Raw genomic sequence first — 23,853 nt, 5'->3', positions numbered from 1 at the left:
CGTTAGCATTCTCAACTGTATACCTATTCGGTACAACTTTTCTTCATCATCTAGCATAATTAGTTTAGCACAGCTCCTTTCGCCCCGCTGGAGACCAGGGCCGCATAACGTTTTAGGTAGCCGGAGAGCTCTTTTGTCTTAGGCGTGAAAGCCGCCATCCGTGCGGTTATTTCCTCGCTGCTGATTTTTAGTTCAATAGTATTTTTAGGAATATTAATGCTGATAATATCCCCTTCCCGCACTATACCGATGGGTCCGCCGCTAGCAGCCTCGGGAGAAACATGGCCCACGCAGGCCCCCCGAGTGGCCCCGCTGAACCGCCCATCAGTGACCAGGGCCACACTATTGCCTAGACCCATACCCATAATAGCGGAGGTAGGATTCAGCATCTCCCGCATTCCGGGACCACCCTTGGGGCCCTCATAGCGGATAACCACCACGTCGCCGGGGTGGATGTTCCCCGCGTTGATAGCCGCCTGGGCGTCCTCCTCGCAGTCGAACACCCGGGCTGGGCCCTCATGTACCAGCATTTCCGGCAGCACCGCCGAGCGCTTCACCACGCTGCCCTCAGGAGCCAGATTTCCCTTCAGCACCGCGATGCCGCCGCTCTGGCTGTAGGGATTCTCAATGGGGCGGATCACCGCTGGATTCAGGTTGGGAGTGTGGGCGATGTTCTCGGCTACAGTCTTGCCGGTGACAGTGACACAGCCGGTATTTAGCAGCCCATTTTTGTTCAGCTCATGCATAATTGCGTACACGCCGCCGGCCTCGTCCAGATCCTCCACATAGGTGCGCCCAGCAGGGGCCAGATGGCAGAGGTTGGGGGTCTTTTCGCTGATGGAGTTGGCTATATCTAGGTCAATATCAATACCGCACTCGTGGGCAATAGCCGGCAGGTGCAGCATACTGTTGGTGGAGCAGCCCAGGGCCATATCCACGGTCAGGGCGTTGTAGAAAGCCTCTTTAGTCATGATGTCCCGGGGACGGATGTTCTTTTTCAGCATATCCATCACGGCCATGCCCGCATGCTTGGCCAGCTCAATGCGGGCAGAGTACACGGCGGGAATGGTACCGTTGCCCCGCAGCCCCATGCCCAGCACCTCAGTGAGGCAGTTCATGGAATTGGCGGTATACATGCCCGAGCAGGACCCGCAACTGGGGCATGTTTTCAGCTCGTACTCGTGGAGCTTTTCCTCACTGATCTTTCCGGCGTTAAATTCGCCCACCGCCTCGCTGATAGAGGAAAAGCTGGTCTTGCAGCCGTCCACATGGCCGGCTAGCATGGGTCCGCCGCTGACGAACACCGTGGGCAGGTTCAGCCGGGCGGCGGCCATCAGCAGGCCGGGGACGTTCTTGTCGCAGTTAGGTACCATCACTAGAGCATCGAAGCCGTGGGCCAGGGCCATAGCCTCGGTGGAGTCGGCAATCAGGTCCCGGGTCACCAGGGAGTACTTCATGCCCACATGGCCCATGGCAATGCCGTCGCACACAGCGATGGCGGGGAACACGATAGGCGTACCCCCGGCCATAGCCACCCCCAGCTTGACGGCATCCACGATCTTGTCGATGTTCATGTGCCCAGGCACAATCTCATTATAGGAGCTGACAATCCCCACCAGTGGTCGGGCAATCTCCTCGTCGGTAAGGCCCAGAGCGTGGTACAGCGCCCGGTGGGGGGCGTTTTGGGGCGTCAGCTTGATGTTGTCGCTTACCATTCTGATTTCTCCTTCGTAAAAAAGTACAGGGCAGGGCAGAGGCCCTACCCTGATTTGGTCAGTCTGTGTCAATATCCAGTTCTCTTATATCCATGCCGTCCAGGTCCAGATACTCGAACAAATCGGTTACAACGTCCAGTGTGTCTCCTTTTATGGGATCGCCCGGCAACAGGGACGCGGTGCCGCTTATGGCACCCTCTTTGCCGGTGAAAGACACCATCACCGGGCAGGTATCGGGATAGACCAGCAGCAAATAGCAGCTTTCAGAAAGCGTTTTGCCCACCCAGGAGTCGGAAACAGTCAGGATGCTGGCCGCCGCCAGAATCTCATCCCCCTGCCGGGAGTTAAGGATAGAGGGCAGGGAACTGAACGCCCGGCGCTCCACAAACTCCCGTAGGGAGTCTGAAAACCCGTTTATGTCCACCTCCGCCGCGCTCATCAGCGTGGACAGAGCGTCCTCGGGAAGGGTGATGATATAGGCGCCGCCAGGGCTTGAGAAGTCCGTTTGCATATAGGGCGTTATGACCCTGCTGATTGTCTCCGAGCCGCCCATCATTTGAAAATACTCCGGCGTTTTCAGCATTTCATCCAAGAGTTCCACCAACTCCATCCCATGCTCATAAAGCACGGCATCGTCTGCGGTATCCGCTCCTGCTTTTGTGATGACCTGGCACCCACAGAGTCCTAGGCAGAGCAGTAAAACGCTTATGACGCAAAGAAACCGTCTCATTTTCTCCATCTCCTATATATATCACTCATCCGGCAGAAACCAAGCCATCCGATGCCGGCAGCGAGGACCTTCGAGCGGCCACGCGACTAAAGTTCCAGCGTTGGTTAGTTGTTGATTAGCTTGTCCTCATCGCTCCAGCTGTACAGCTTGCGGATGTCCTCGCCCACCTTCTCGGAGGGATGCTCACTGGCCAGCTTGCGCATGGCGTTAAAGTGCACCTGGCTGCCCGCGTCGGACATATCCAGCAGGAAATCCTTGGCAAAGGTGCCGTCCTGAATGTTCTTCAAAATCTGCTTCATGGCCTTCTTGGTATCTTCGGTGATGATCTTGGGCCCGGTGATGTAGTCGCCGTACTCGGCGGTATTGGAAATAGAGTAACGCATCCCAGCAAAGCCGCTCTGGTAGATCAGGTCCACGATCAGCTTCATCTCGTGGATGCACTCAAAATAGGCGTTGCGGGGGTCGTAGCCCGCTTCGCACAGGGTCTCAAAGCCCGCCTGCATCAGGGCGCAGACGCCGCCGCACAGCACGGCCTGTTCGCCAAATAAATCGGTCTCGGTCTCGGTGCGGAAGGTGGTCTCCAGTACCCCGGCCCGGGCTCCGCCGATGCCAAGGGCGTAGGCCAAGCCCAGATCCCAGGCGTCGCCAGTGGCGTCCTGCTCCACGGCGATAAGGCAGGGTACGCCCTTGCCGGCCTGGTACTCGCTGCGCACGGTGTGGCCGGGGCCCTTGGGGGCAATCATGATCACATTCACGTTCTTCGGGGGCTTGATGCAGCCGAAATGGATATTAAAGCCGTGGGCAAAGGCCAAGGTCTTGCCTTCGGTCAAGTTTGGCTCAATGCTCTCTTTGTAGAGTTTGGCCTGCTTTTCATCGTTGATTAAAATCATGATGATATCGGCGTTCTTGGCGGCTTCGGCAGCGGTCATCACCTTCAGGCCCTGGCTCTCGGCCTTAGCCCAACTTTTGCTGCCCTGATATAGGCCCACAATCACGTTAACGCCACTGTCCTTCAGGTTTAGGGCATGGGCGTGGCCCTGGGAACCGTAGCCGATGATGGCCACGGTCTTGCCGTTCAAACGCTGAAGGTCGCAGTCTTGCTGATAAAAAATCCTTGCCATAATAAATTACCTCTTTTATATAATATTTGATACCTTTCGGTATTTTGCCTAATGATAGAAAAAATGTTCCGAGCGGGCTCTGTTCGGTTAAAGATAAACCGCCCTACTGTAGTTTCGGCCAGCGGCAAACCTTGAATATGCTGACGTATTAGCTATTTTTCTCCGAGCTGGTCTCGGGAATTGGATACCGAAAAAAGTAATAATCATTGCCTTCCATAGCTTGTGTTTTCACAAAGCCATGGCGCAGATAAAATCGCTCGGCCGCTCGGTTGTTTTTATGACATCCCAGGGAAATGGGACGGGGGCCGAAGTCTCTATAGACTTGCTGAACCGCCATTTCCAGCACAGCACCACCAATGCCCTGGCCTCGGAAGTTTTGATCCAAAACAAATCCCATCAAGCGGTAAAAAGGGACTTCTCTCATTTCCTCCGGGTCGGTCTCCCAGGGAATCGCCTCCCCTAAAAGAAGGATACCAATGTATTTCTTTTCGTAATTCACCACATAGGTGTGGCCTAGACAGTGGTGCTCGTTTCCGTAACGAGTTAGTTCCATCAGGTTATCCACTGTATCGACATACTCTTCGGGAATATCCTTCCGGCAAATGGTACGGACCAAGGGGAAATTCTCCTCTGTAAGCAACTCCAAAGAAATAGAATCTCTATGCATATAACCGCCCCCACTTATTGATAGGTAAGTACTGCGGTATGCGGCTCCATGTGAAGACCAACCTGAATACTATTCTTGTCATAATGAATCCATTTGCCACACAGAGCTAAGTAGTCTTCTACAGGTCCGATCACGTCGAATCCAAAAAAGGCAGACCGGTAGTGCATGGGAATAATCACTCTGGGCTGAATTGCGTCCACAATGGCCTTAGCCTCCTGGGGACCCACGGTATAATGTCCACCCACTGGTAACATCACAACATCTAGGTTTTTCATCTGGTCCATCACTTCAGGCGTGGGCATACAGCCCACATCACCCAAATGTGCCGCGCGTACGCCACCGCCTTCTAGTAAATAAATAGTATTTTCTCCCCGCTGCATACCACCGCAGTTGTCATGGAAAGAGGGAAGAGGCGTCACTCGAATGGGTGGTTCTCCGTTATAGGGCACCAGCTTTACCGCGTCCCGGCAGTTATGGTCAAAATGTTCATGGCTACAAAGAACGCGCTGAGCGCTTTCTTTAATGTCCCGAACCCCGGGTACGCTGCCAGGGGCAAAGGGATCGATAATAATCACATAACTGTCACATTCTACCCGAAAGCAGGAATGTCCCAGCCACTTTAAATTCATCATTTGTAACGCCTCTTTTTCTAAAATAGAAATCACTCTTTCATAAGGTTTCTATTAATAAATTTCTGTCTTTTTCTCCATGATAGCGCTTCCGCGTTCCAGAGAAATCACGCCAGTGCGGCAGATCTCAAGAACCGTATAGTCTCGCATCACATCAATAAAGGCGTCAATATTTCGAGAACTGCCCACCATTTGCATGACAACTGAGTCCCGGGTATAGTCCACAATTTTCGCCCCAAAGGCCTCGGCGGCTGCATGTACGTCGCTACGGAACTCCGGACGATTTTCTACTTTCAGAAGCAGCAGTTCGCAGGTAATGGAATCCTCCTCTTGAATTTCTAAAATAGAAATTACCACTGGCAGTTTGTACAACTGATCGATTAGCTGGTTCTTCTCCCTTCCGCCGCCGTCCGAAGTAACGGTAATCCGGGACTTAGTGACTGACTCCGTTTCGCTAACACTAAGACTTTTTATGTTGAAACGCCTGCGCCGGAACATGCTGGTTACCCGGTTTAGCACGCCAAATTCATTTTTTACCAGAACAGCTAATGTAAATCCCGGCATATTCAGTCACCCACTTTCACAATTATGTCGTCCATAGATCCTCCAGGAGGCAGCATGGGCAAAACAAACTCGTCTTTATCAATCATACACTCTACCAGATAGGGCGCTTTGGCGGCAAAGGCTTTTTTCAAGGCAGCGTCCAGCTCGTCTAGGGTGGTAGCCCGGACACCGTCTGCGCCAAATGCCTTACTTAAAGCCACAAAATCTGTTTTACGGTCTAAGATAGTGTTGGAATAATGTTTGTCAAAGAATAGAGTCTGCCACTGACGCACCATGCCCAGTACACCGTTGTTCATCAGTACAATGACTAGGGGAATGTTTTCATGTACAGCCGTAGCCAGTTCATTCAGGCACATGCCAAAGCTTCCGTCTCCTGTTACTAGTACAGCAGACTGCCCTGGCACTATTTGCTCAGCCGCAATCTGTGCGCCAATAGCCGCACCCATGCCAAAACCCATGGTACCCAGGCCTCCACTGGAGACAAACCGCCGAATCTGGGCAAACTCTAGGGTCTGGGCAGCCCACATTTGGTGTTGTCCCACGTCGGTAGCCACAGGAAGCACACCGCCGGTATATTGATTTAAGGCCATTAAGATGTTCCGGGGTGTCATGCCCTCTCGATGGTCTAAGGACCAGTGTTCGTCATTTTTCAGCTGACTTATGGCTTGCTGCCACTGGGGATGCTCTTTCTGCTGAATGAGGGGCAGCAGCTTTTGCAGGGTAAGTTTCAGATCCCCTCGTAAAGCATGAGCGGGAGTCACATTTTTCGAGAGCTCCGCGCCGTCTACATCAATATGAACAATCTGCGCTTTAGTAGCAAATTTGGCTCGATTGCCCGTAACTCGATCATTGAAACGGACTCCCAAGGCAATGATACAGTCTGCGTTGTGCATCGCCATGGAAGAGGCATAGTGTCCGTGCATTCCCTGCATTCCTAAGAAACGGGGATGATGAGTGGACACCCCGGAAATCCCCATAAAGGAGCAGCCGATGGCCGCATCGATTTTGTCCGCCAGAGCCAAAAGCTCCTCCTCCGCACCGGAATTAATCAGACCGCCGCCAAAATAGATATAGGGCTTGTGGCAGCTGTTAATACACTGCACAGCCTGCTGAATACGAACATCCTTGGCGGAAAATTTCGGGTCGGCCTGCACAGATGGTAGGGGCTGGTACTCACAGGTAGCAATTTGAATGTTTTTGGGTACGTCTACCAGTACAGGACCCGGCCGGTCAGACATCGCCAGCCGGAAAGCCTCACGGATGGTATCGGCCAACTCCTCTACACTACCTACAATATAGTTGTGCTTCGTGATAGGTAAGGTAATACCCGTAATGTCAATCTCTTGGAAACTATCGGTGCCCAGCTGGGAGCCGGGCACATTGCCAGTAATGGCTACCATGGGAACTGAGTCCAGGTAAGCGTTAGCAATACCAGTAACCAGATTGGTGGCGCCGGGGCCCGAGGTGGCGATCACCACTCCGGGCTTGCCGCTAACCCGGGCATAGCCGTCGGCAGCGTGGGCCGCGCCCTGCTCGTGGGCGGCCAACACATGGCGCAGCTCGTCTCGGTATTTATAGAGCGAGTCATACACGTTGATAATCTGCCCACCAGGATAGCCAAACACTACCTGACAGCCCTGTTCAATCAAAGTTCTTACAATAATATCCGCGCCGGATAAGATCATGTGCTTTCCTCCCTACGTTTATTTTTGTTATAGTAGTTCTCAGCCAATATGGCGTAAAATGCCGTATCACAAATTCCAGCGTTATTCCAGTCGTAGCCTTTCATGGTGCACTCATAGCACATTCCGCATTTTTTCATTACGTCGCCGGAGTGGGGGTTTCTCACGTCGTGGCGGCTGTCAATACGCTGGTAGCCCTCGCTAAAGAGGAAATCGATGATAACAGACAGGGCCTCGCTCATAACGCCTTGGTGCCACCAGGTTTTGCCCATACAATAGCCAATGTGGGCACGCCGGGCCCGGTCATCCTGCTGCACTACAGAGATGCTGCCCACTACCTGGCCGATTTCTTTCAGCTCGATAGCCCAGTTATAATAGTTGCCTTCATCATAGCGCTCAATCCAGCTGCTAAGGATTTCTTCGGTTTCGTCCACGTCTTTGTGGGGCGGCCATATTAGGAACCGGGTGACCTCTGGGTCATGGGCCCAGTTGTTAAACATTGCTGGTGCATCTTCCAGGGTGAATTCCCGCAGAACCAGCCTGTCCGTCTCTATGATGACCGTGCCGGAGCCTCGCAGGCCTCCTGTCAGCCGTGTTTCTTCCTCGCGCCTCTTCTTTGTGAGCTTTGCATAGCCGACCCCGGCCAGTACCCCGGCAGCGGTCCAGGCCAAACTCTTCCATAACTTCTTATTCATGTGATTCGCCTCCTGTTAATGAATAGGATTTTAAACAAGTTCCCTTAATAGACATAGACGGTGCGCTAAATCAATCGCCAGACCCAAGTGAACCCTGCCGTTGCCGAAGCCAAAGTGGCAGGTATGGAGAATACTCTCGTCCACATCGATAAGCCCAATAGGAATCATATCCGAAAGCCTCTGACTCAGCTCCAGTGACTTATAGTCAATCAACACTACAATGATAGCGTCGCCATACCCTCTATCACCTGAGAAAAGGTTTCAGAAGGAGGAAGAAAAGCCAAAATAAAGGTATATTTTGCGGCTGACTTAATAAATGGAGAAAACCAGTGGTTCGCTCCCTGGAAGATGAAGCTCTCCGTGTTTAAAAGTACCGGCAGCAGATCCTGGGAATCCAGCGCTTTCAGTGATTCTATGCTGGGAATTTTTTGTATAGTGAATGAGCCGTCTGTTTTGAGAGCTTCCGGCATAGATTTTGGCTGCCAGTAAAGCCTGGCAATCATCGGAGACGATTCCCCTTTTTCAAAGAGGCCGCGCCACCGTTCCAGCAGATTGGAGGTATTCATCATAATGTCTCTCTCCAAAAATGCAGGTAGAACGCTTTAAGCTCTATTACACCCGTTCAATTAGTTTAAATCCATTGTCCGTTAGCGCCTGAGCAATCATCTCCACATGCTGGTAATTCCGGGTCTCCATGCCAATGCGCAGGTAGCAGCCGGTAATGCTCTCGATCTCCCCAGCCCGTTCATACTGCACACTGGTTACGTTTCCACCGCAGTCGGCAATAATACGGGAAACATCCTTCAGTTGGCCGGGCTTGTCAATCAGCTCAATAACTAAGGTGGCAGACCGGCCAGATTTCATCAGGCCCCGTTCAATGACTCGAGAGAGAATCGTTACATCAATGTTGCCACCAGAGACTAGGCTAACCACCCGCTTACCCTGAATGGGGAACTTATTAAACATAGCCGCTGCTACAGACACAGCACCCGCACCCTCGGCAATCATCTTCTGTTTTTCGATCAGGGCCAGAATAGCCGAAGAAATCTCATCCTCACTAACTAGAGCGATGTCGTCCACATACTTCTGCACCAGTTGGAAGGTATTTTCTCCTGGCTGTTTTACGGCAATACCGTCCGCAATAGTAGAAACATTCTCTAAACAACCGATCGAGCCTTCCCGCAGAGACTGAAACATACTAGGAGCGCCAGCAGCCTGAACACCATATACCTTAATAGAAGGGTTCATTGACTTAATGGCACAGGCCACGCCAGAAATAAGTCCACCACCACCAATGGGCACAATCACTGCGTCAATGTCATTGATCTCTTGGACAATCTCCAGGCCAATAGTCCCCTGGCCGGCTATCACATCCTCATCATCAAAGGGATGCACAAAGGTGAGGTTGCGCTCTTCCTTCAGTGTTAAGGCACGATTATACGCGTCGTCATAGCAGCCCTCTACTAGGCAGATTTTGGCGCCATACTTTTTTGTGGCCTCAATTTTAGAGATAGGAGCGCTGTCTGGCAAGCAAATCAGCGACTCTACACCACTTTTACTTGCGGCCAAGGCTACCCCCTGGGCGTGGTTACCTGCTGAACAGGCAATAACCCCCCGGCTCTTTTCCTCTTCAGAAAGCATAGAAATTTTATAGCCAGAACCCCGTAACTTAAAAGAACCAGTTTTTTGCAAATTTTCCGGTTTCAGAAACAGAGAACAAGTTTCGGTAATACCCTCTGTATGAACAATGGCTGTTTGACGAATGATGTTCTTTAATACAACAGAAGCGTGAAAAATTTTGTCGATAGTAAGCATGTGAATTCCCCATTCTGTAAAACTCCCAGCACAATTGCACAAATAATAATTGCGCACCCATTCAAAGCTTTGAAGGGTGCAACTTGTTCGCTGGAAAAATTCATATTTATCTTAGCTATCTTCCGAAAACCCCGTATTTTCAAGGTGTTCCGCCTGCTAAATACGTAACCCTTATGTGCTTCCCGTACTTTTGGCTTTACAAACCGAAATAAGGGCAGCCATTAACGTTAATACCAAGCTTCTTTTCGGCTGAAATAAGCTCTCGAAATTTAAGAGTGGAATACACTCCTTGTACAGGGCTGCGGTTTATGCTTGGCATATCTCGTCTGCTATAAAAACACCCAAAAATCTTTTTAGATTTCGGTGTTCGCGTTGCTTTAAAAGGGCAAGACGATAAATAAGACACCACAGCTTTTGCGGTTATTTATAGATACTATACCACTGGTAGGGGAATTTGTCAAGAGTCAGGTAGAACCGGCTTTGCATAATGATATAATCGGTCTAAGAGCAAACACGCGCCATAATCCATCGGCACCGCCGCGTATTTTATTTGTGCGGTGCGACAAAAAGAAAAAGGACCCCGTGGGATCCTTTTTTATGAGCGCGAAAAGCGTTCGTCTCGATAAGCGGTTCGGCCGCTATTTACGCCTCTTGGTCGCCAGGGAAGGAGATCCCCGACCGCCGACGCACATCCTCCAGGAATTCAGCCACCTTCACGCTCATCTGAGAGCAGTTGGCGTACTCTTGGCGGCTGGCCTCCGGCTGAGTGATGTAGCGGTAGAAGTCCCTAGCCTCGTTGCCCATCAGCTTATATTTCTCGTCCTCGCCGTGCAGCAGCTCCACCGTACCGTCCCGGCGGTGCAGGGCCATGCCGTTTAGTTTGGAGATGGAGTCGATGGTGATGGTTCCCCGGTCGCCTTGAATATCTGAGTTGGCCCCGGCCTGACTAATTTTGGAATAGGTCAGGGTGACCAGCCCGTTCGGGTAGGTCAGGATCAGCGCGCCGTTGGCATCGGCGCCGCTTTCCAGCAGAGTGCGCTCCACCCGATAGCTAACAGGCGGCCCAAACAGGTGCAGAACCGGGTAGACGCAGTAAACGCCCAGGTCCATTAAAGCACCGGTTTCCATCTGGGGATTAAAGATATTAGGCAGTTCGCCTCTTTGGTAAGCGTCCAGCTTGGAAGAACGCTGGCAGAAGTCGAACTTCGCCATGGTGATATTGCCAATCTGGCTCATGGCGTTCTCCAATTTTTTCAGCTGGGGTTGGTGCAGAAACATGATGGCTTCCAGAAAAACCAGGCCCTTTTCCTCTGAAAGTTTTACCAGTTCTTTAACTTTACAGGCCTGAGCGCAAAGGGGCTTTTCGCAGACCACATGCTTACCGCCCAACAGCAGGGCTTTGCACTGCTCATAGTGGGCCGCGTTGGGGCTGGCCACATAGACCGCGTCTATCTCTGGCGATTGGGCCAGCTCCCGCAAATCGGTAAAGACCAGCTTGGCCCCATGCTTTTGGGCGTATTCCCGCCCCCGGGCGGGGTCTCGGGAATAGACGGCGGCCAGCTCCCATAGGCCGCTATCTTTTGCTCCGTGGATATATTCATCGGTAATCCAGCCGGAACCAATGGTGGCAAATTTTAACATTAAAGCATCCTTTCTGCGTTAGGCTTCTTCCCAGTAACGCTTTAGGTTGGCCAGCCCGATGCGTACGGCCTCCACACAGGGCTCCAGGCCTTCAAACTCGATGGCCACGGTGTCATCGTACCCCGCCGCTTTCAAGATATGCAGGCACTGCTTTACCGGCACATTCCCGTGGCCAATGACAGTGCCCCGCAGATAGTTGCCGGACCGGGTGGGAATGGCTCCCTCGCCGGGGTTGGCGTCTTTATAACTCTTCCAAATAAAGTCCTTGGCATGGACGTACTTTACATAGGGGGCTACCCGGGCCACCGCCAGGGCGGGGTCCTCGTCGGCGCACATAAAGTTGCCCATGTCGCACAGCAGGGCAAAGTTGGGGTGGTTCACGGCGTTATATAGCATCTCCACCCGCTGGGAATCCTGAGAGAAGTAGCCGTGGTTCTCGGTCATGGTCATAATCCCCTTGCCAGCGGCGTACTCGGTGATCTCTCGTGCCGCCTGGGCCAGCTCCGGCACCAGGGAGGCGTAGCTGCAAGGAGCGCCTTTTTTGCCAGAGGTGATGTCGTGGCGCATACGGGGCGCACCTAAAATCGCGGCAATGTCCACCATGGACTTAACCCGCTCAATCTCCGCCTTGCCGCCACCGCTGCCGTTGATGCCGTTAAGCAGGTCCGCGCCCACCGCGAAGGAGGAGATGGCCAGGCCTTGCCGGTCGGCCTCGGCTTTCAGCTCTCGGGCCTTTTGGGGCATTTCTTCTGGAGAACACATAAACACAAAGTCTACGGCCTCCACGGCATCAAAGCCCAGTTCCTTGGCCTTGGCCACACATTCTAGCAGCGTAAGTTCACCTTTTTGCAAGGCCGGGAAAAAGCTGTAAAGGCTAACTGAGAATTTCATAATGATTTTCCTTTCTTGATGCATGATATATTATAAAATTGGTTGGGGCTACAGATTTATAGATTGCAGTCCTGCTTTAGTCTGATGGGCACGAAGCACTCCATCAGGGCGAAGCCCTGGGCCGGAATGACCTGCGGGGGCGTGATAATATGCCCCATGGAGTAGTGCCCGGGCCGCTCGTCCAGCTGGAAAACCGCGCTGCTGTTGACAAAAGCCACGGCCTCTTGGTAAAGCCGGTTATTCTCCTCCTGGTCATGGTCCCGGTAGGTATAGGTCAAATAAATACCGCCCTCAAAGAAGACCTTTGGAAAGCCGCCGTCTGGCATTCCCTCCTCAAGGGCCCACCACCATTCCAGCCCACCGGCCCCAGCGTTAAAGAATAGGAAGTCCCGGGGCATAAAAGCATCTCTGGGGGAGGGGGTGATGGCACTGAAATAAGCGTTGAATTTTCCCAGCCGGCCCTGGGGAGAAAAGTCCATGTCCGGGTCCGGGCCGGAAGTCACAGCGGTAAAGGAAGGCAGGGAAATGATACGATAGTCCATGAGAGAAACCTCCTGAAAATTAGTTTTCCTTGCACGGCTGAATATAACAGATCGTCCGGGTACACCTCAGAGCTCCAGCCAATGGTGCAGCTCTCCAGAGCTAAGGGCAAACTGCTTTAGCATGCCAATTTCAAAGAGCTGGAACCGAATTTTTCCTTATCGGGTCAAGAGAGCATGTCACTTCGTGCCCAACAATACGAACATTGGGGAATGGAATGAATTCCATTTTTTCCCAAAAAGCCATAACATTCTCCTACTAGTCGCCGAAGCTGATGCCGATCTGCCGGGCCGCTTTGACCTCGTCACAATCTATAGGCACCGACTTCAGCTTTCCGGCCACGTCGGCCAGGGGCACCGGTACTGTGACGCCGCCTACCATGCCAACCATCACGCCGAAAGTCTTTTCCTTAATGAACCGGGCCGCAGTAGCGCCCAGGCGGGTGCATAGTACCCGGTCGTAGGCGCAGGGGCTGCCGCCCCGCTGGAAGTGGCCGGGCACACAGACGCGAATCTCATTGTCAATTTTGTCTCCTAGTTCCTCGGCGATGCGGTAGACAATGGAGGGATATTTCTGTTCGGCCCTGACTTTCTTTAGCTCCTTCTTGGAGAGCGCGGCCTCCTGCTTAGAAATAGCGCCCTCGGCCACAGCCAATATGGAGAACTTTTTGCCGCTGTCAATGCGGTTATTCAAGGTCTTGGCCACCTTGTTGATGTCGTAGGGAATCTCGGGCAGCAAGATCACGTCCGCGCCGCCAGCAATGCCCGCGGACAGGGTCAGCCAGCCCACCTTGTGGCCCATGACCTCTACAATAAAGATGCGCCCGTGAGAGGTGGCGGTGGTATGGATACAGTCGATAACGTCCGTGGCAATTTCCACCGCGCTATGGAATCCAAAGGTAATGTCAGTGCCCCAGATGTCGTTATCGATGGTCTTGGGCAGATGAATCACGTTTAGCCCTTCCTCCCGCAGCAGGTTGGCGGTTTTCTGGGTACCATTGCCGCCCAGAATCACCAGGCAGTCCAGCTTCATTTTTTTGTAGTGGTCTTTCATGGCCGCTACCTTATCCACGCTGTTTTCGTCAATGACCCGGATGGTCTTAAAGGGCTGGCGGGAAGTGCCTAGTAGAGTGCCGCCCAAGGTGAGAATGCCGGAAAAGTCCGAAGGCTTCATCAGCTTGTACTCGCCGAAAATCAGTCCCTTGTAGCCATCCTTGATGCCGTAGATCTCCACGTCCTTGCCGAACTCCTCATACAGTCCTTTGGCCACGCCCCGAATGGCCGCATTCAAGCCCTGACAGTCGCCGCCGCTGGTAAGAATTCCTACTCGTTTCATAAAAAACCTCCTGGTAATGATTGATTAAAAATACTCTGTAAAAGAATCACGCGGTCACAGCAAAAACCGCTCTTTGATCTTCCTGGCTACCGCATCCACCGGAAGCTGGGAATTGTCGATTTTCATGTAATTTGAAAAAGGAATCTCACCCTCCCGGCTCTCCAGGCGGTAGCTGGCATCGTCTTGCAAAAGCCTCTGGTTGGACCACGCTATGTCCCGACGCCTTGTTCTGCAGCCGGTTCTCTGTGGCGTTGCGCTCCAGCCGGACCCGCTGGGAGGCCACCAGCTCCACATAATAGAATTCCGTGCCGTAGGGGGCAAAGATGCTTTTCACGTCCCAGTCGGACCGCTGGTCAAAGGCCCACATATAGGTGAAAATCATACCGTACTGGTCCGAGCGGGCGAATTCCTCAAAGATGACCTCCCGGCATCGGGTGATGGCCCTAGCGTGAAACTGGCCAAAAATCTCCAGCACCGGCTCGATGGTCATAGGGTTGTGGAAAAGGCGCAGGCCGGTCAGCTTCATCAAATTCCTGTCCCACTGTCATTTTGCCAACAGCGGCGTTTCCAATCCAGAAGATAAGCTTCCTTTTCAATATGCCTTTTCAACTGGCTCCTTGGTTTTATTGCCCTGCGTCCTCAGCCGAGTGAATGGGGATCAATGGGCTGTCGCTCTCCACATGCTGAAGTCCCTTTAAACGCTCTTGCGCATGGCGATAAAATTCCTGTTGGCTACTAAAAGTGCTCTTACCGCGACGATTTACATGTTGGTAGGACATATCCGGCTGCATAACCCGGGCGTTTGTGTTGTCGCTTAGCAGCGTTTCCAAAATCTCGAACGCCCGCTGTTTTAGATCCACGTCCTCAATGGGAAACACCAGTTCTACCCGGCGGTCCAGGTTGCGGGGCATCCAGTCTGCGCTGCCCATATAAATTTTGGGGTCGCCAGCATTTTCAAAACGGAATATCCGGCTGTGTTCTAGCAGCTGGCCTACAATACTGATTACCTCAATATGGTCGCTGATGCCTTCCAACCCTGGGACCAGACAACAAATGCCCCGGACCACCAGCCGTACCGGCACCCCGGCCTGACTGGCCTCATATAAAAGAGAAATAATTTCAGGGTCTACCAGAGAGTTTACCTTAGCGGTAATGCCGCAGGGCAGGCCCTTACGGGCGTTTTCGGTTTCCAAACAGATGCGCCGCTCAAAAAAGCTACGCAGGCCATGAGGAGCTACAGCAAAGTGGTGGTATTCCGGTGGACGAGAATAACCGGTAATGACATTGAATAGGGAAGAGGCGTCCGCCCCGTACTGGCTGTTGCAGGTGAACAGGCCCACATCTGTGTAGATTTTTGCGGTGGAGTCATTATAGTTACCCGTTCCCAGATGCAGGTATCGGCGAATACCGTCCTCCTCCCGGCGGACTACCAAGGCAATTTTGCAGTGGGTTTTTAGCCCATGCAGTCCATAAATCACATGGCATCCTGCCTTTTCCAGCTTCTGGGCCCAGTTAATGTTGTTCTCTTCATCAAACCGGGCCTTTAACTCCACCAAAACAGTAACCTGCTTGCCATTTTCCGCAGCCCGTATCAGGGCGGCAATAATGGGGGAGTTGCCGCTGACCCGGTACAGGGTTTGCTTGATGGCCAGTACGTCCTCATCCTCGGCCGCCTGTTCAATGAATTTTACTACACAGTCAAAGCTTTCATACGGGTGGTGTACCATGCGGTCTTTCTCTCGAATGGCCTCAAAAATATCGGTATAACCCCAAAAATCGGCTGGCGCCACTGGGATAATGGGTTTGAAGCATAGCGCTTCACAACCCTTAATCCCAGCAAATTTAGCGAAGAAGGTTAGGTCCAGAGGGCCGGGCAGCTGGTAGATCTCATTCTTCTTCATTTTCAGCATGTCGATCAAAAAGCCCCGCAGGTCCTTGTCGCATTTTTGCAATAGTTCCAGCCGCACGGGACGTCCGCGCTTTCTGCGCTTGATGGACTTTTTTACCTCGTTCATAAAGTCTTCGGCCTCTTCGTCGATCTCCAGGTCAGAGTCCCTGGTCACCCTAAAGGGACACACAGCCTCAATATGATGCAGCTCAAAAAGTTCTTCTAGATTGGCGGCGATAATATCTTCTAACAGAACAAAAGCCCGTCCCTCTTTACTGGGGAGTTCCAGGAAACGAGGGAGGATGGAGGGAACTTGTACAATGGCAAAATTCTTCTCCTTCTCTTCTTTGCTTTTTAGCAGCACAGCCAGATTTAAAGACTTATTGGACAACTGTGGAAAGGGGCGGCTGCCGTCCACAGCCAGAGGCGTTAATACAGGGAAGAGCACATACTTAAAATAATGCTCGGCATAAGCTTTCTGTTCTTGGTCCATGTTGATAAATGACAAAAACCGGATACCAGCTCGGTCCAAAGCAGGCACAATGGAGCGGTGCAGACAAGAATATTGGCGCTCCATAAAATGGTGGGTCTTTTCTTCCAGCTCTTTCAGAAGGTCCTCGGGAGCCAAGTCGAATTTGTCTTTTGCCTTGTAGCCAGAGTTCACTTGGGCCTTAACTCCGGCCACCCGCACCATAAAAAATTCGTCTAGGTTGGAGCCAGTAATGGCCAAAAAGCGCAAACGCTCCATGAGAGGATTTTCCTTTTTTGTGGCTTCTTCCAGCACACGGGCATTAAAGTCCATCCAGCTTAGTTCTCTGTTATAGTAGGGCATTTTTTTCTCTGCCACAGCGCACACCTCACATCATATCAAATTTTATTGCCAGCTCGGGGAAAAGCCCGAACACATCTTTAAAATACTTGGCTGATTCTTCAAAATCCCATCGCTCCAGCAGGGTATTAAAGGAGGACTCAGCCCGGATCAGTACTCGGTCGTCATCTAGACTGATCTTCACATTACGAAGCTTTTCCTGGTGGGACTTGTCCATAGCGTTAGCCAGCCGGAAAATAGCGGAAAGCTTGGAGACCACCAGCCGCTCCTTTGGAGAAAAGGAGGCCAACTCAAGAACCCCTTGGACAGAGGCCGCCTCGGTAATACTGCCAGCCACCAGGGCCACCTCCAATACTTGCTCCTCAGAGAGGCCGAACAAATCCATGCCCCGGATAATGTCAAAGGTGCATCGGTTGTGTTGGCGGACGCTGATAAAACTGCCACAGCTGTGTAAAATGGCGGCTAACTCCAAAATCAACCGCTTAGAAGGATCCAGACCGTGGACTTTCTTCATCTTATCAAAGAGCTTACAGGCATACTCTCCAATCAGCCGGCTATGTGCCAAGTCACAGTGGAATGATTGGGCAGCGGTTTGCGCACAGGAAATCGCGTTTTTTCGCAGATAAGAGGCCCATTCTACATCGGCCTTAGAGATAAGCATATGTCGTAGAATAGCCCCCGAAAGATCAACCGACGGGGCTAAAAGCTCTTTGGCCTGGGGACAGAAGCGCAGCATGCCGCAATAGATAAACAAGGCAGTGTATAATAGCGCAGCCTGGTGCTCAGTGATCCCATAGTGTAAAGCAATTCCTTCAGCCGTCATAGGCCGGACAAAATCATAAAGAGTTTTCAGTTTTTCAGAATCAATGTGGTGGACCGACCCGAGTTTTTTGCTATCGCATAGCTTAGCAATCAAATCAATCTGCGAACCAGTCAGAACCAGATTTTGTACCTGGAATCCAGAAAGGTTCATGCGGTTTAAGACCGTATCCATGTATTCTTCCAGGATGCAGTGAAAGTCTTCAGCTTGGCGGCGCAAATTACCCAGTACGTCGTGCAGTTTCAGCGCACCCATGGGGATGTTCTGAAAGTATACGGCTTTTTCCCCATCAAACACTGTCAGGCCGATACTGCCGGAGCCAATATGCCCTAGCAGTGAATATCCCTGCTTTATAGATTCCTCTGACTCAAGATGGTTTTCGATTTCAGAAAAAATATAGGCTTTTTCCTGGCTGCTGTCCAGAATATTCACGTCCAGATTATTGCGGACCTTCAGCTGGTCCACCACCAGAGCGCGGTTTCTGGCTTCCAAAAGAGCGGTACAGGATACCACCCGGGGCTTTTCTATATTATAGGACAAAAGTGCCTCGGAAAACTTGCCCAAGGCAGAGGAAAGCTGGCGCAGGCTCTCAAAACTTACTGTACCAGTTTCAAACACATCATGGTCGAGCCGCACGGGATATTTTAGATAGTCTAAAGTGTGGATTTTTCCCTTTACTAGCTGAGATACCCGCATTTTTATATTATTAGAGCCAATTTCGATTACCGCCGCTTGGTTCGTGGCACCTTTTTTGTTCACAGGAAATCCCTCCCAAAACAAATTCTGATTTCATTATACCAAACTGGGGAAAAATATTCAAATATAGATTGCATTTTTTTGAGGACTTTTTTATGGTATTTCACCATTAGGAAATTTTTTTCTCAAACCCCTTGATTTTTTACAAAGAATCCGGTATAATACATAAGCCGGGATACGGAGAGGTATTCTAATTGGTAAGGAGCCACATTGGAAATGTGGTGTGCCGCAAGGCATTGTGCGTTCGAGTCGCATCCTCTCCGCCAACTAAGAGAGCGTCGGAGCTTTTCCGGCGCTCTTATTTTTTTGTTTTGCATGGAGAGGGTATCTGGATGATTTATGTTATCCTGTTGCTTGGGCTTCTCGCCTGGGGCCTTGAGGCCGCGGCAGTTTTTGTAAAGCGGCGGAAGCCGAAAGCCTTTCTGGTGGGAAGTGGATTCCTATCCTGCTGCCTTTGCGCGCTGAGCCCGCTTTATACGATACGCGCCGAAGTGAACGACAAAGATTTCGGGGCTATAGAGGATACTATCAACGGGTTTATATTCGGCGTCATCGTTATGATGGGTGTCACCTTGCTTTTGGGGTTGATCGCCTTGAGGAAGCTTGGCCGGTAACAGATTAAAGAATGGAGGCGCAAATGGGAATGTCCAGAAAGACTGAGGCGGAACTGACTAACATGTGCATGGTTTATCGCGGCAGCGAAGTGTTGGTGCAGCGCCGCCGGCCGGAGCACGGCTGGCCGGGGGTAACCTTTCCAGGCGGACATGTGGAGCCGGGGGAAACCATCACCCAGTCAGTGATTCGAGAGATTCAAGAAGAAACTGGTCTAACCCTAATTCACCCGCGGCTATGCGGTATCAAAAACTGGATGGAGGACGATGGGGGACGATACATTGTCTTTCTATATAAATGCGATACGTTCTCTGGAGAACTAAGGTCTTCAGAAGAAGGGGAGGTTTTCTGGATAAATCGTTTTGATTTGTCCAGTATGAATTTATCCAGCGGCATGGAAGAGACCTTTCGGATTTTCTTTGAAGAGGAACTTAGCGAGTTGTCTTACAATCGAGAGAATCCGGAAAGAGATTGGCAGATTGTATTAGAGTAATTTTATAACGAAATTAATAAAAGGAGTTTCTGGCATGAAGCATCATGATATTGCGGCATTTTATAAGGATTTAGACGCTTACGCGGGAAAACCTGTTACCGTATGCGGCTGGGCGCGTTCCATTCGTGATTCCAAGACTCTGGGATTTATTGACTTGAACGATGGCACCTCCTTTAAAGGAGTACAGGTGGTTTTTGAGGAGGGAAAAATTGACAACTTCAAAGAGATTGCTTCCCAAAATGTGGGTGTCTCTCTGATTGTCACTGGCGAATTGTTGGCAACCCCAGAGGCAAAACAGCCTTTTGAGATCCATGCCACCCAAGTTCAGGTAGAGGGGCCCTCCGCGCCGGAGTACCCTTTGCAGAAAAAACGCCATACAGTGGAGTACCTGCGTACCATCGCCCATCTGCGGCCCCGCACCAATCTGTTCAGCGCGGCTTTCCGGGTGCGTTCCGCAGCGGCCTTTGGCATCCACAAATTTTTTCAGGAAAACGGGTTTATCTATGCTCATACGCCTATCATTACTGGAAGTGACTGTGAGGGAGCGGGGGAGATGTTCCAGGTGACCACCCTGAACCTGGACGACCTGCCTAAAACAGAGGATGACGGCATTGACTATAAAGAGGACTTTTTCCAGAAACCCACGTCGCTGACGGTTTCTGGCCAGCTGGAGGCCGAATGCATGGCCCTGGCCTTTGGCAAGGTGTACACCTTTGGGCCCACTTTCCGGGCAGAGCGCTCTTACACCCAGCGCCATGCAGCGGAGTTCTGGATGATTGAGCCGGAAATCGCCTTTGCGGATCTGCATGACGATATGGACATCATCGAAAGTACCATCAAATATGTGGTAAATTATGTGTTAGCGGCCTGCCCCCAAGACTTGGCTTTTTGCAATCAGTTTGTAGACAAGGGCTTGTTGGATCGCCTGGAGCACGTGGTTTCCTCTGACTTTGTACGGGTGAGCTACACAGATGCAGTGAAGATTCTGGAGGCACACAACGACGAGTTTGAGTATAAAGTCAGATGGGGAGCAGATCTGCAAACCGAGCACGAGAAGTTCCTGACTGAAAAGCACTTTGGCAAGCCGGTATTCGTCACTGACTACCCCAAGGAGATCAAAGCTTTTTATATGCGTTTGAACGATGATGGCAAGACCGTGGCAGCCACCGACCTGTTGGTGCCAGGCATTGGTGAGCTAGTAGGTGCTAGCCAGCGCGAGGAACGTTATGATGTGCTAGTAGAGCGTATCCGAGAATTGGGCCTGACAGAAGAGGACTACTGGTGGTATCTGGACCTGCGGCGCTTTGGCGGCTGTACTCACTCAGGCTTTGGCATTGGCTTTGAACGGCTGGTGATGTACCTAACGGGCATTGCCAATATCCGGGATGTGTTGCCTTTCCCGCGTACTACCGGTGTGGCGGAGTTTTGAAACAGAAGTTTTGTTCGATAAAAGCCTTGCTTTTTGGGTGTGGGCCTGCTATAATGAACAGGAAACCACCAGAGAAAGCGAGGCTTTTTTCGTGAATGTACTGTTGACCTCCTGTGGACTGGAAACTCCAGCCATAGAAAAACAATTTCTCTCCATGCTTCCCAAGCCAATGGAGGCGGTAACCGCTATGTTCATTCCCACAGCGGCGGTGGACCCAGACGCCATTGAGGTATTGCCTAAGTGCTTGAATGATCTTCTTATGTGTGGTATTCAGCGGAAAAATATTTTTGTCAACGATCTGCATACGCCCTTGACCGGGGAAATTGAGGCCGACGTAGTGTACCTTTGTGGTGGCAACACAGAGTATTTGCTCAGGCGCATCAATGAGCAGAGCTTCCGGCGACAGCTGCTGGCCTTTATCAATAGAGGCGGGGTCGTTCTGGGCGTAAGTGCGGGCAGCATCATTTTTTCCGCTTCACTGCCGGACAATCTTGGCCTGCTGTCATGCCCGCTGCATGTCCATTGCGAAAACTGCGAAAATCCGGGGAAGTATCCCTTGGACTGGGACAAACTGGTCCACTTGGGCAATGAACAGGCCATTATTTTGGGTGAGAAGCATTTTACAATCATAGAATAAACATTAAACCCTTGCGAGATAGATGCCGTAAAAAGGGTTACGCCGTCCAGTGGTAACCGTTCTGACCTGACAGAGACATTAGACCAGATTCAAAGCCTCAAGATCTTGCAGTACAGAGTATCGCTTTGCGCCTGAAGGCATTCCTTTGCTCAAAAATGATTCTGTAAGTGATCTTATATAAAAAAATGCCCCCGGCATTCCCGAGGGCATTTTTTTATATCTTATGATAAAGCTGGTTTCGCGTTTTGGCAGCGTCTCTCGCGGCGCGAAGAGCCTCTTCATCTTTCTTGGCCGACACTTTATTGGTAGGCATGGAGCAAATGGCCGCGACGAAAGTCCAGCGTTTATATGCTTCATAATGATACGGGCCGTTTCCAGCAGTTTCCGCTCTGTGCCCGGCTCGGCACCTGCCAGCAGGAGAACACCGTTTTTCTGTTTGAGAAGCTCCGGCTCGCCGCGAAAAAAGCGCCCCGCAAAATAGGTCTGCACCCGGCGGGCCACATTCAGCAGTGGCCCGCTTAGAGACGAAAAACAGATGGGGGAGGCCAGTAAAACATGGTCACACTGCGCAAGAAAGGGATAGATCTCCTGCATTTTATCGTCCATAGAGCAGTCGGCCTTTTCCAGCAGCGGCGGCAGTCCAGGTAGGGGGTGATATGGTCAAAATAAGTGATGGACCGGACCTCACCCTCAAGCGCCCCGGTGAAAGCATCCACCAGCGCATGGGTATCGCCGTTTTTTTTGGTAGAGCCGTTGAGAATCAGGGTTTTCACGGGCCTACTCTTTTCCATCCCAGCAGTAGGTGCAGAGCCTGCATTTTGGAATGCCCACCGACTCCACCATGTCATCCAGCCGATGGTAGCGCAGGGAGGTGAAGTTCAGCTTTTTGCCAATGACGTCCACCATAGTCTGGTACTCTTCGGTTTCCGGGTCGGCGTACCGGTGGATGTCTTCCGGCTGGTTGGTACCCTCCAGTTCGGCAATCACCCGGCGGGAGATCAAATCGTCGAGAGAGGCGGAACGGGAAAAGTTCAGGTATTTACAGCCGTAAAGAGGCGGAGGACAGGCCGGACGCACATGGACCTCTTTTGCACCACTTCGATAGAGAAAATCCGTGGTCTCCCGCAGTTGGGTGCCCCGTACAATGGAGTCGTCGATCAACAACAAGCTGCGGCCCTCAATCAGCCCATGGACCGGAATCAATTTCATGTGGGCAATAAGATCCCGCTGGCTCTGAATGGTGGGCATAAAAGACCGGGGCCAGGTGGGGGTATATTTAATAAACGGCCGGGAAAAGGGGATACCAGAGGCATTAGCATAGCCCACAGCATGAGCGGTACCGGAATCGGGTACGCCAGCCACATTGTCTGGCCGGGTTTCCGGGGCAAAATCATCTCTGCTGGCTAAGATGGCACCGCAGCGATAACGCATCTCTTCTACGCTGACTCCTTCGTATGAAGAGGTAGGATAGCCGTAGTATACCCAGAGAAAAGAACAAATTTTCATATCTTTGCCGGGGGTGGCCAGCGTCTGTATTCCTTCGGGGGTCACAGCGGCCACTTCACCAGGACCTAGCTCCCGGTAAGACGTATAACCCAAATTTAAATATGCAAAGCTTTCAAAGGAGACACAATACGCTCCGTCTTTTTGTCCAATGGAAATCGGTGTGCGGCCTAGCTTGTCCCGGGCGGCAAGAATCCCTTTTGAAGTCAGCAACAAAAGGGTCATAGAACCATCGATAGCCTCCTGAGCATATTTGATACCGTCAATTAAATTGTCCTTTTGGTTAATCAGTGCGGCAACCAGCTCGGTGGCATTCACATCGCCGCCGCTCATTTCCATAAAATGGGAGTGGCCAGAGGAAAAAAGGTCCGTGACGATCTGCTCTGTATTATTGATTTTCCCTACGGTTACAATAGCGTAGGCCCCATGATGGGAACGCACAATCAACGGCTGAGGCTCGTAATCTGATATACAGCCAATTCCCAGCTGTCCCTGCATGGTGGAAACATCCTTGTCGAATTTCGTACGAAAAGGGGAATTCTCTATATTGTGAATTGCCCGATCAAACCCCCGGTCCTTATGATACACAGCCATGCCAGCTCTACGTGTACCTAGATGAGAATGATAATCTGTTCCAAAGAACAAATCGAAAACACAATCTTCCTTTGAGGCAACCCCAAAAAATCCACCCATAATTTTACCTGCCTTCCTAAAATTCGTCCGAACCAAATGTTCAAGCCGAAAAATTCGTCATTTGACAAACGGTTTACGCACATATTATATCACATTTAAGTACGGAGTGCTAGCCCTTAAAACTGCAAAAAATAGTGGAATTTTGGGGAAGATAGTTCTAGTTGAAAG

At 51.3% G+C, this 23,853-nt stretch carries 23 protein-coding genes and 1 tRNA gene; 5 read left to right on the top strand and 19 right to left on the bottom strand.

Annotation, left to right across the window (positions count from 1 at the left end):
* Positions 1 to 59: 59 nt before the first annotated feature.
* The 17 genes from ilvD to U8U68_RS07825 all read right to left on the bottom strand — a co-directional run bounded on the left by ilvD (position 60) and on the right by U8U68_RS07825 (position 18,321).
* Positions 60 to 1,715 carry a dihydroxy-acid dehydratase gene (gene ilvD, locus U8U68_RS07905; protein WP_322200286.1) on the bottom strand — a complete coding sequence of 552 codons (1,656 nt, stop codon included), beginning with the start codon at positions 1,713 to 1,715 and terminating at the stop codon, positions 60 to 62.
* 58 nt (positions 1,716 to 1,773) lie between these two features.
* Positions 1,774 to 2,445, bottom strand: a complete 672-nt coding sequence (locus tag U8U68_RS07900; RefSeq protein WP_322200285.1) for a hypothetical protein — start codon at positions 2,443 to 2,445, stop codon at positions 1,774 to 1,776.
* 104 nt (positions 2,446 to 2,549) lie between these two features.
* Positions 2,550 to 3,569 (bottom strand): ketol-acid reductoisomerase, encoded by a 1,020-nt coding sequence (gene ilvC / locus U8U68_RS07895; RefSeq protein WP_322200366.1) that lies wholly within the window; start codon positions 3,567 to 3,569, stop codon positions 2,550 to 2,552.
* A 145-nt stretch (positions 3,570 to 3,714) separates the two neighbouring features.
* Positions 3,715 to 4,233, bottom strand: a complete 519-nt coding sequence (locus U8U68_RS07890) for a GNAT family N-acetyltransferase (RefSeq protein ID WP_322200284.1) — start codon at positions 4,231 to 4,233, stop codon at positions 3,715 to 3,717.
* A gap of 14 nt (positions 4,234 to 4,247) precedes the next feature.
* Positions 4,248 to 4,865 (bottom strand): MBL fold metallo-hydrolase, encoded by a 618-nt coding sequence (locus U8U68_RS07885; protein WP_322200283.1) that lies wholly within the window; start codon positions 4,863 to 4,865, stop codon positions 4,248 to 4,250.
* 51 nt (positions 4,866 to 4,916) lie between these two features.
* Complete coding sequence (gene ilvN, locus U8U68_RS07880) at positions 4,917 to 5,426, bottom strand: acetolactate synthase small subunit (protein ID WP_322200282.1); 510 nt, start codon at positions 5,424 to 5,426, stop codon at positions 4,917 to 4,919.
* 2 nt (positions 5,427 to 5,428) lie between these two features.
* On the bottom strand, positions 5,429 to 7,111 hold the full coding sequence (gene ilvB / locus U8U68_RS07875; protein ID WP_322200281.1) for a biosynthetic-type acetolactate synthase large subunit: 1,683 nt from the start codon (positions 7,109 to 7,111) through the stop codon (positions 5,429 to 5,431).
* Positions 7,108 to 7,803, bottom strand: a complete 696-nt coding sequence (locus U8U68_RS07870; protein WP_367575803.1) for a GNAT family N-acetyltransferase — start codon at positions 7,801 to 7,803, stop codon at positions 7,108 to 7,110. The genes ilvB and U8U68_RS07870 overlap by 4 nt, the downstream gene beginning before the upstream one ends.
* 215 nt (positions 7,804 to 8,018) lie before the next feature.
* A complete protein-coding gene (locus U8U68_RS07865; protein ID WP_322200280.1) occupies positions 8,019 to 8,372 on the bottom strand; it encodes a hypothetical protein in 354 nt (117 codons plus the stop codon).
* A gap of 43 nt (positions 8,373 to 8,415) precedes the next feature.
* Entirely contained in the window at positions 8,416 to 9,618 is a 1,203-nt protein-coding gene (ilvA, locus tag U8U68_RS07860; RefSeq protein ID WP_322200279.1) for a threonine ammonia-lyase, read from the bottom strand.
* Between the two features lie 642 nt (positions 9,619 to 10,260).
* Positions 10,261 to 11,259 carry a Gfo/Idh/MocA family protein gene (locus U8U68_RS07855; RefSeq protein ID WP_322200278.1) on the bottom strand — a complete coding sequence of 333 codons (999 nt, stop codon included), beginning with the start codon at positions 11,257 to 11,259 and terminating at the stop codon, positions 10,261 to 10,263.
* Between the two features lie 18 nt (positions 11,260 to 11,277).
* Positions 11,278 to 12,150 carry a sugar phosphate isomerase/epimerase family protein gene (locus U8U68_RS07850; RefSeq protein ID WP_322200277.1) on the bottom strand — a complete coding sequence of 291 codons (873 nt, stop codon included), beginning with the start codon at positions 12,148 to 12,150 and terminating at the stop codon, positions 11,278 to 11,280.
* 56 nt (positions 12,151 to 12,206) lie between these two features.
* On the bottom strand, positions 12,207 to 12,692 hold the full coding sequence (locus U8U68_RS07845; RefSeq protein ID WP_322200276.1) for a hypothetical protein: 486 nt from the start codon (positions 12,690 to 12,692) through the stop codon (positions 12,207 to 12,209).
* A 256-nt stretch (positions 12,693 to 12,948) separates the two neighbouring features.
* The gene (locus U8U68_RS07840) at positions 12,949 to 14,025 is read right to left on the bottom strand and encodes a 6-phosphofructokinase (RefSeq protein WP_322200275.1); all 1,077 of its coding nucleotides are present in this window, start codon (positions 14,023 to 14,025) and stop codon (positions 12,949 to 12,951) included.
* Between the two features lie 145 nt (positions 14,026 to 14,170).
* The gene (locus tag U8U68_RS07835) at positions 14,171 to 14,551 is read right to left on the bottom strand and encodes a hypothetical protein (protein ID WP_322200274.1); all 381 of its coding nucleotides are present in this window, start codon (positions 14,549 to 14,551) and stop codon (positions 14,171 to 14,173) included.
* Between the two features lie 97 nt (positions 14,552 to 14,648).
* Positions 14,649 to 16,745 carry an RNA degradosome polyphosphate kinase gene (locus tag U8U68_RS07830; protein ID WP_437124418.1) on the bottom strand — a complete coding sequence of 699 codons (2,097 nt, stop codon included), beginning with the start codon at positions 16,743 to 16,745 and terminating at the stop codon, positions 14,649 to 14,651.
* Between the two features lie 25 nt (positions 16,746 to 16,770).
* Positions 16,771 to 18,321, bottom strand: a complete 1,551-nt coding sequence (locus tag U8U68_RS07825; RefSeq protein WP_322200272.1) for a Ppx/GppA phosphatase family protein — start codon at positions 18,319 to 18,321, stop codon at positions 16,771 to 16,773.
* Between the two features lie 176 nt (positions 18,322 to 18,497).
* On the opposite strand from U8U68_RS07825, the gene U8U68_RS07820 reads away from it, so the two are divergent.
* From U8U68_RS07820 to U8U68_RS07800, 5 genes are all read left to right on the top strand, one after another.
* A tRNA-Ser gene (locus tag U8U68_RS07820) sits at positions 18,498 to 18,584 on the top strand.
* 66 nt (positions 18,585 to 18,650) lie between these two features.
* A complete protein-coding gene (locus U8U68_RS07815) occupies positions 18,651 to 18,932 on the top strand; it encodes a cupin domain-containing protein (protein ID WP_322200271.1) in 282 nt (93 codons plus the stop codon).
* 29 nt (positions 18,933 to 18,961) lie between these two features.
* Positions 18,962 to 19,423, top strand: a complete 462-nt coding sequence (locus U8U68_RS07810) for an 8-oxo-dGTP diphosphatase (protein ID WP_322200270.1) — start codon at positions 18,962 to 18,964, stop codon at positions 19,421 to 19,423.
* A gap of 34 nt (positions 19,424 to 19,457) precedes the next feature.
* Positions 19,458 to 20,852 (top strand): asparagine--tRNA ligase, encoded by a 1,395-nt coding sequence (asnS, locus tag U8U68_RS07805; protein WP_322200269.1) that lies wholly within the window; start codon positions 19,458 to 19,460, stop codon positions 20,850 to 20,852.
* A 91-nt stretch (positions 20,853 to 20,943) separates the two neighbouring features.
* Positions 20,944 to 21,489: a Type 1 glutamine amidotransferase-like domain-containing protein gene (locus U8U68_RS07800; RefSeq protein ID WP_322200268.1), complete on the top strand. Its 546-nt coding sequence runs from the start codon at positions 20,944 to 20,946 to the stop codon at positions 21,487 to 21,489.
* Between the two features lie 78 nt (positions 21,490 to 21,567).
* On the opposite strand, the gene U8U68_RS07795 is transcribed toward U8U68_RS07800, so the two are convergent.
* Positions 21,568 to 22,116: a flavodoxin family protein gene (locus U8U68_RS07795; protein WP_331679112.1), complete on the bottom strand. Its 549-nt coding sequence runs from the start codon at positions 22,114 to 22,116 to the stop codon at positions 21,568 to 21,570.
* A gap of 150 nt (positions 22,117 to 22,266) precedes the next feature.
* Positions 22,267 to 23,685: an amidophosphoribosyltransferase gene (locus U8U68_RS07790; RefSeq protein WP_322200266.1), complete on the bottom strand. Its 1,419-nt coding sequence runs from the start codon at positions 23,683 to 23,685 to the stop codon at positions 22,267 to 22,269.
* Positions 23,686 to 23,853 lie beyond the last annotated feature (168 nt).

The sequence above is a fragment of the Acutalibacter intestini genome (genome assembly GCF_034334985.1).
Taxonomy (GTDB): Bacteria; Bacillota; Clostridia; order Oscillospirales; family Acutalibacteraceae; genus Acutalibacter; species Acutalibacter intestini.
This window is presented reverse-complemented; position numbering and strand designations above follow the sequence as displayed.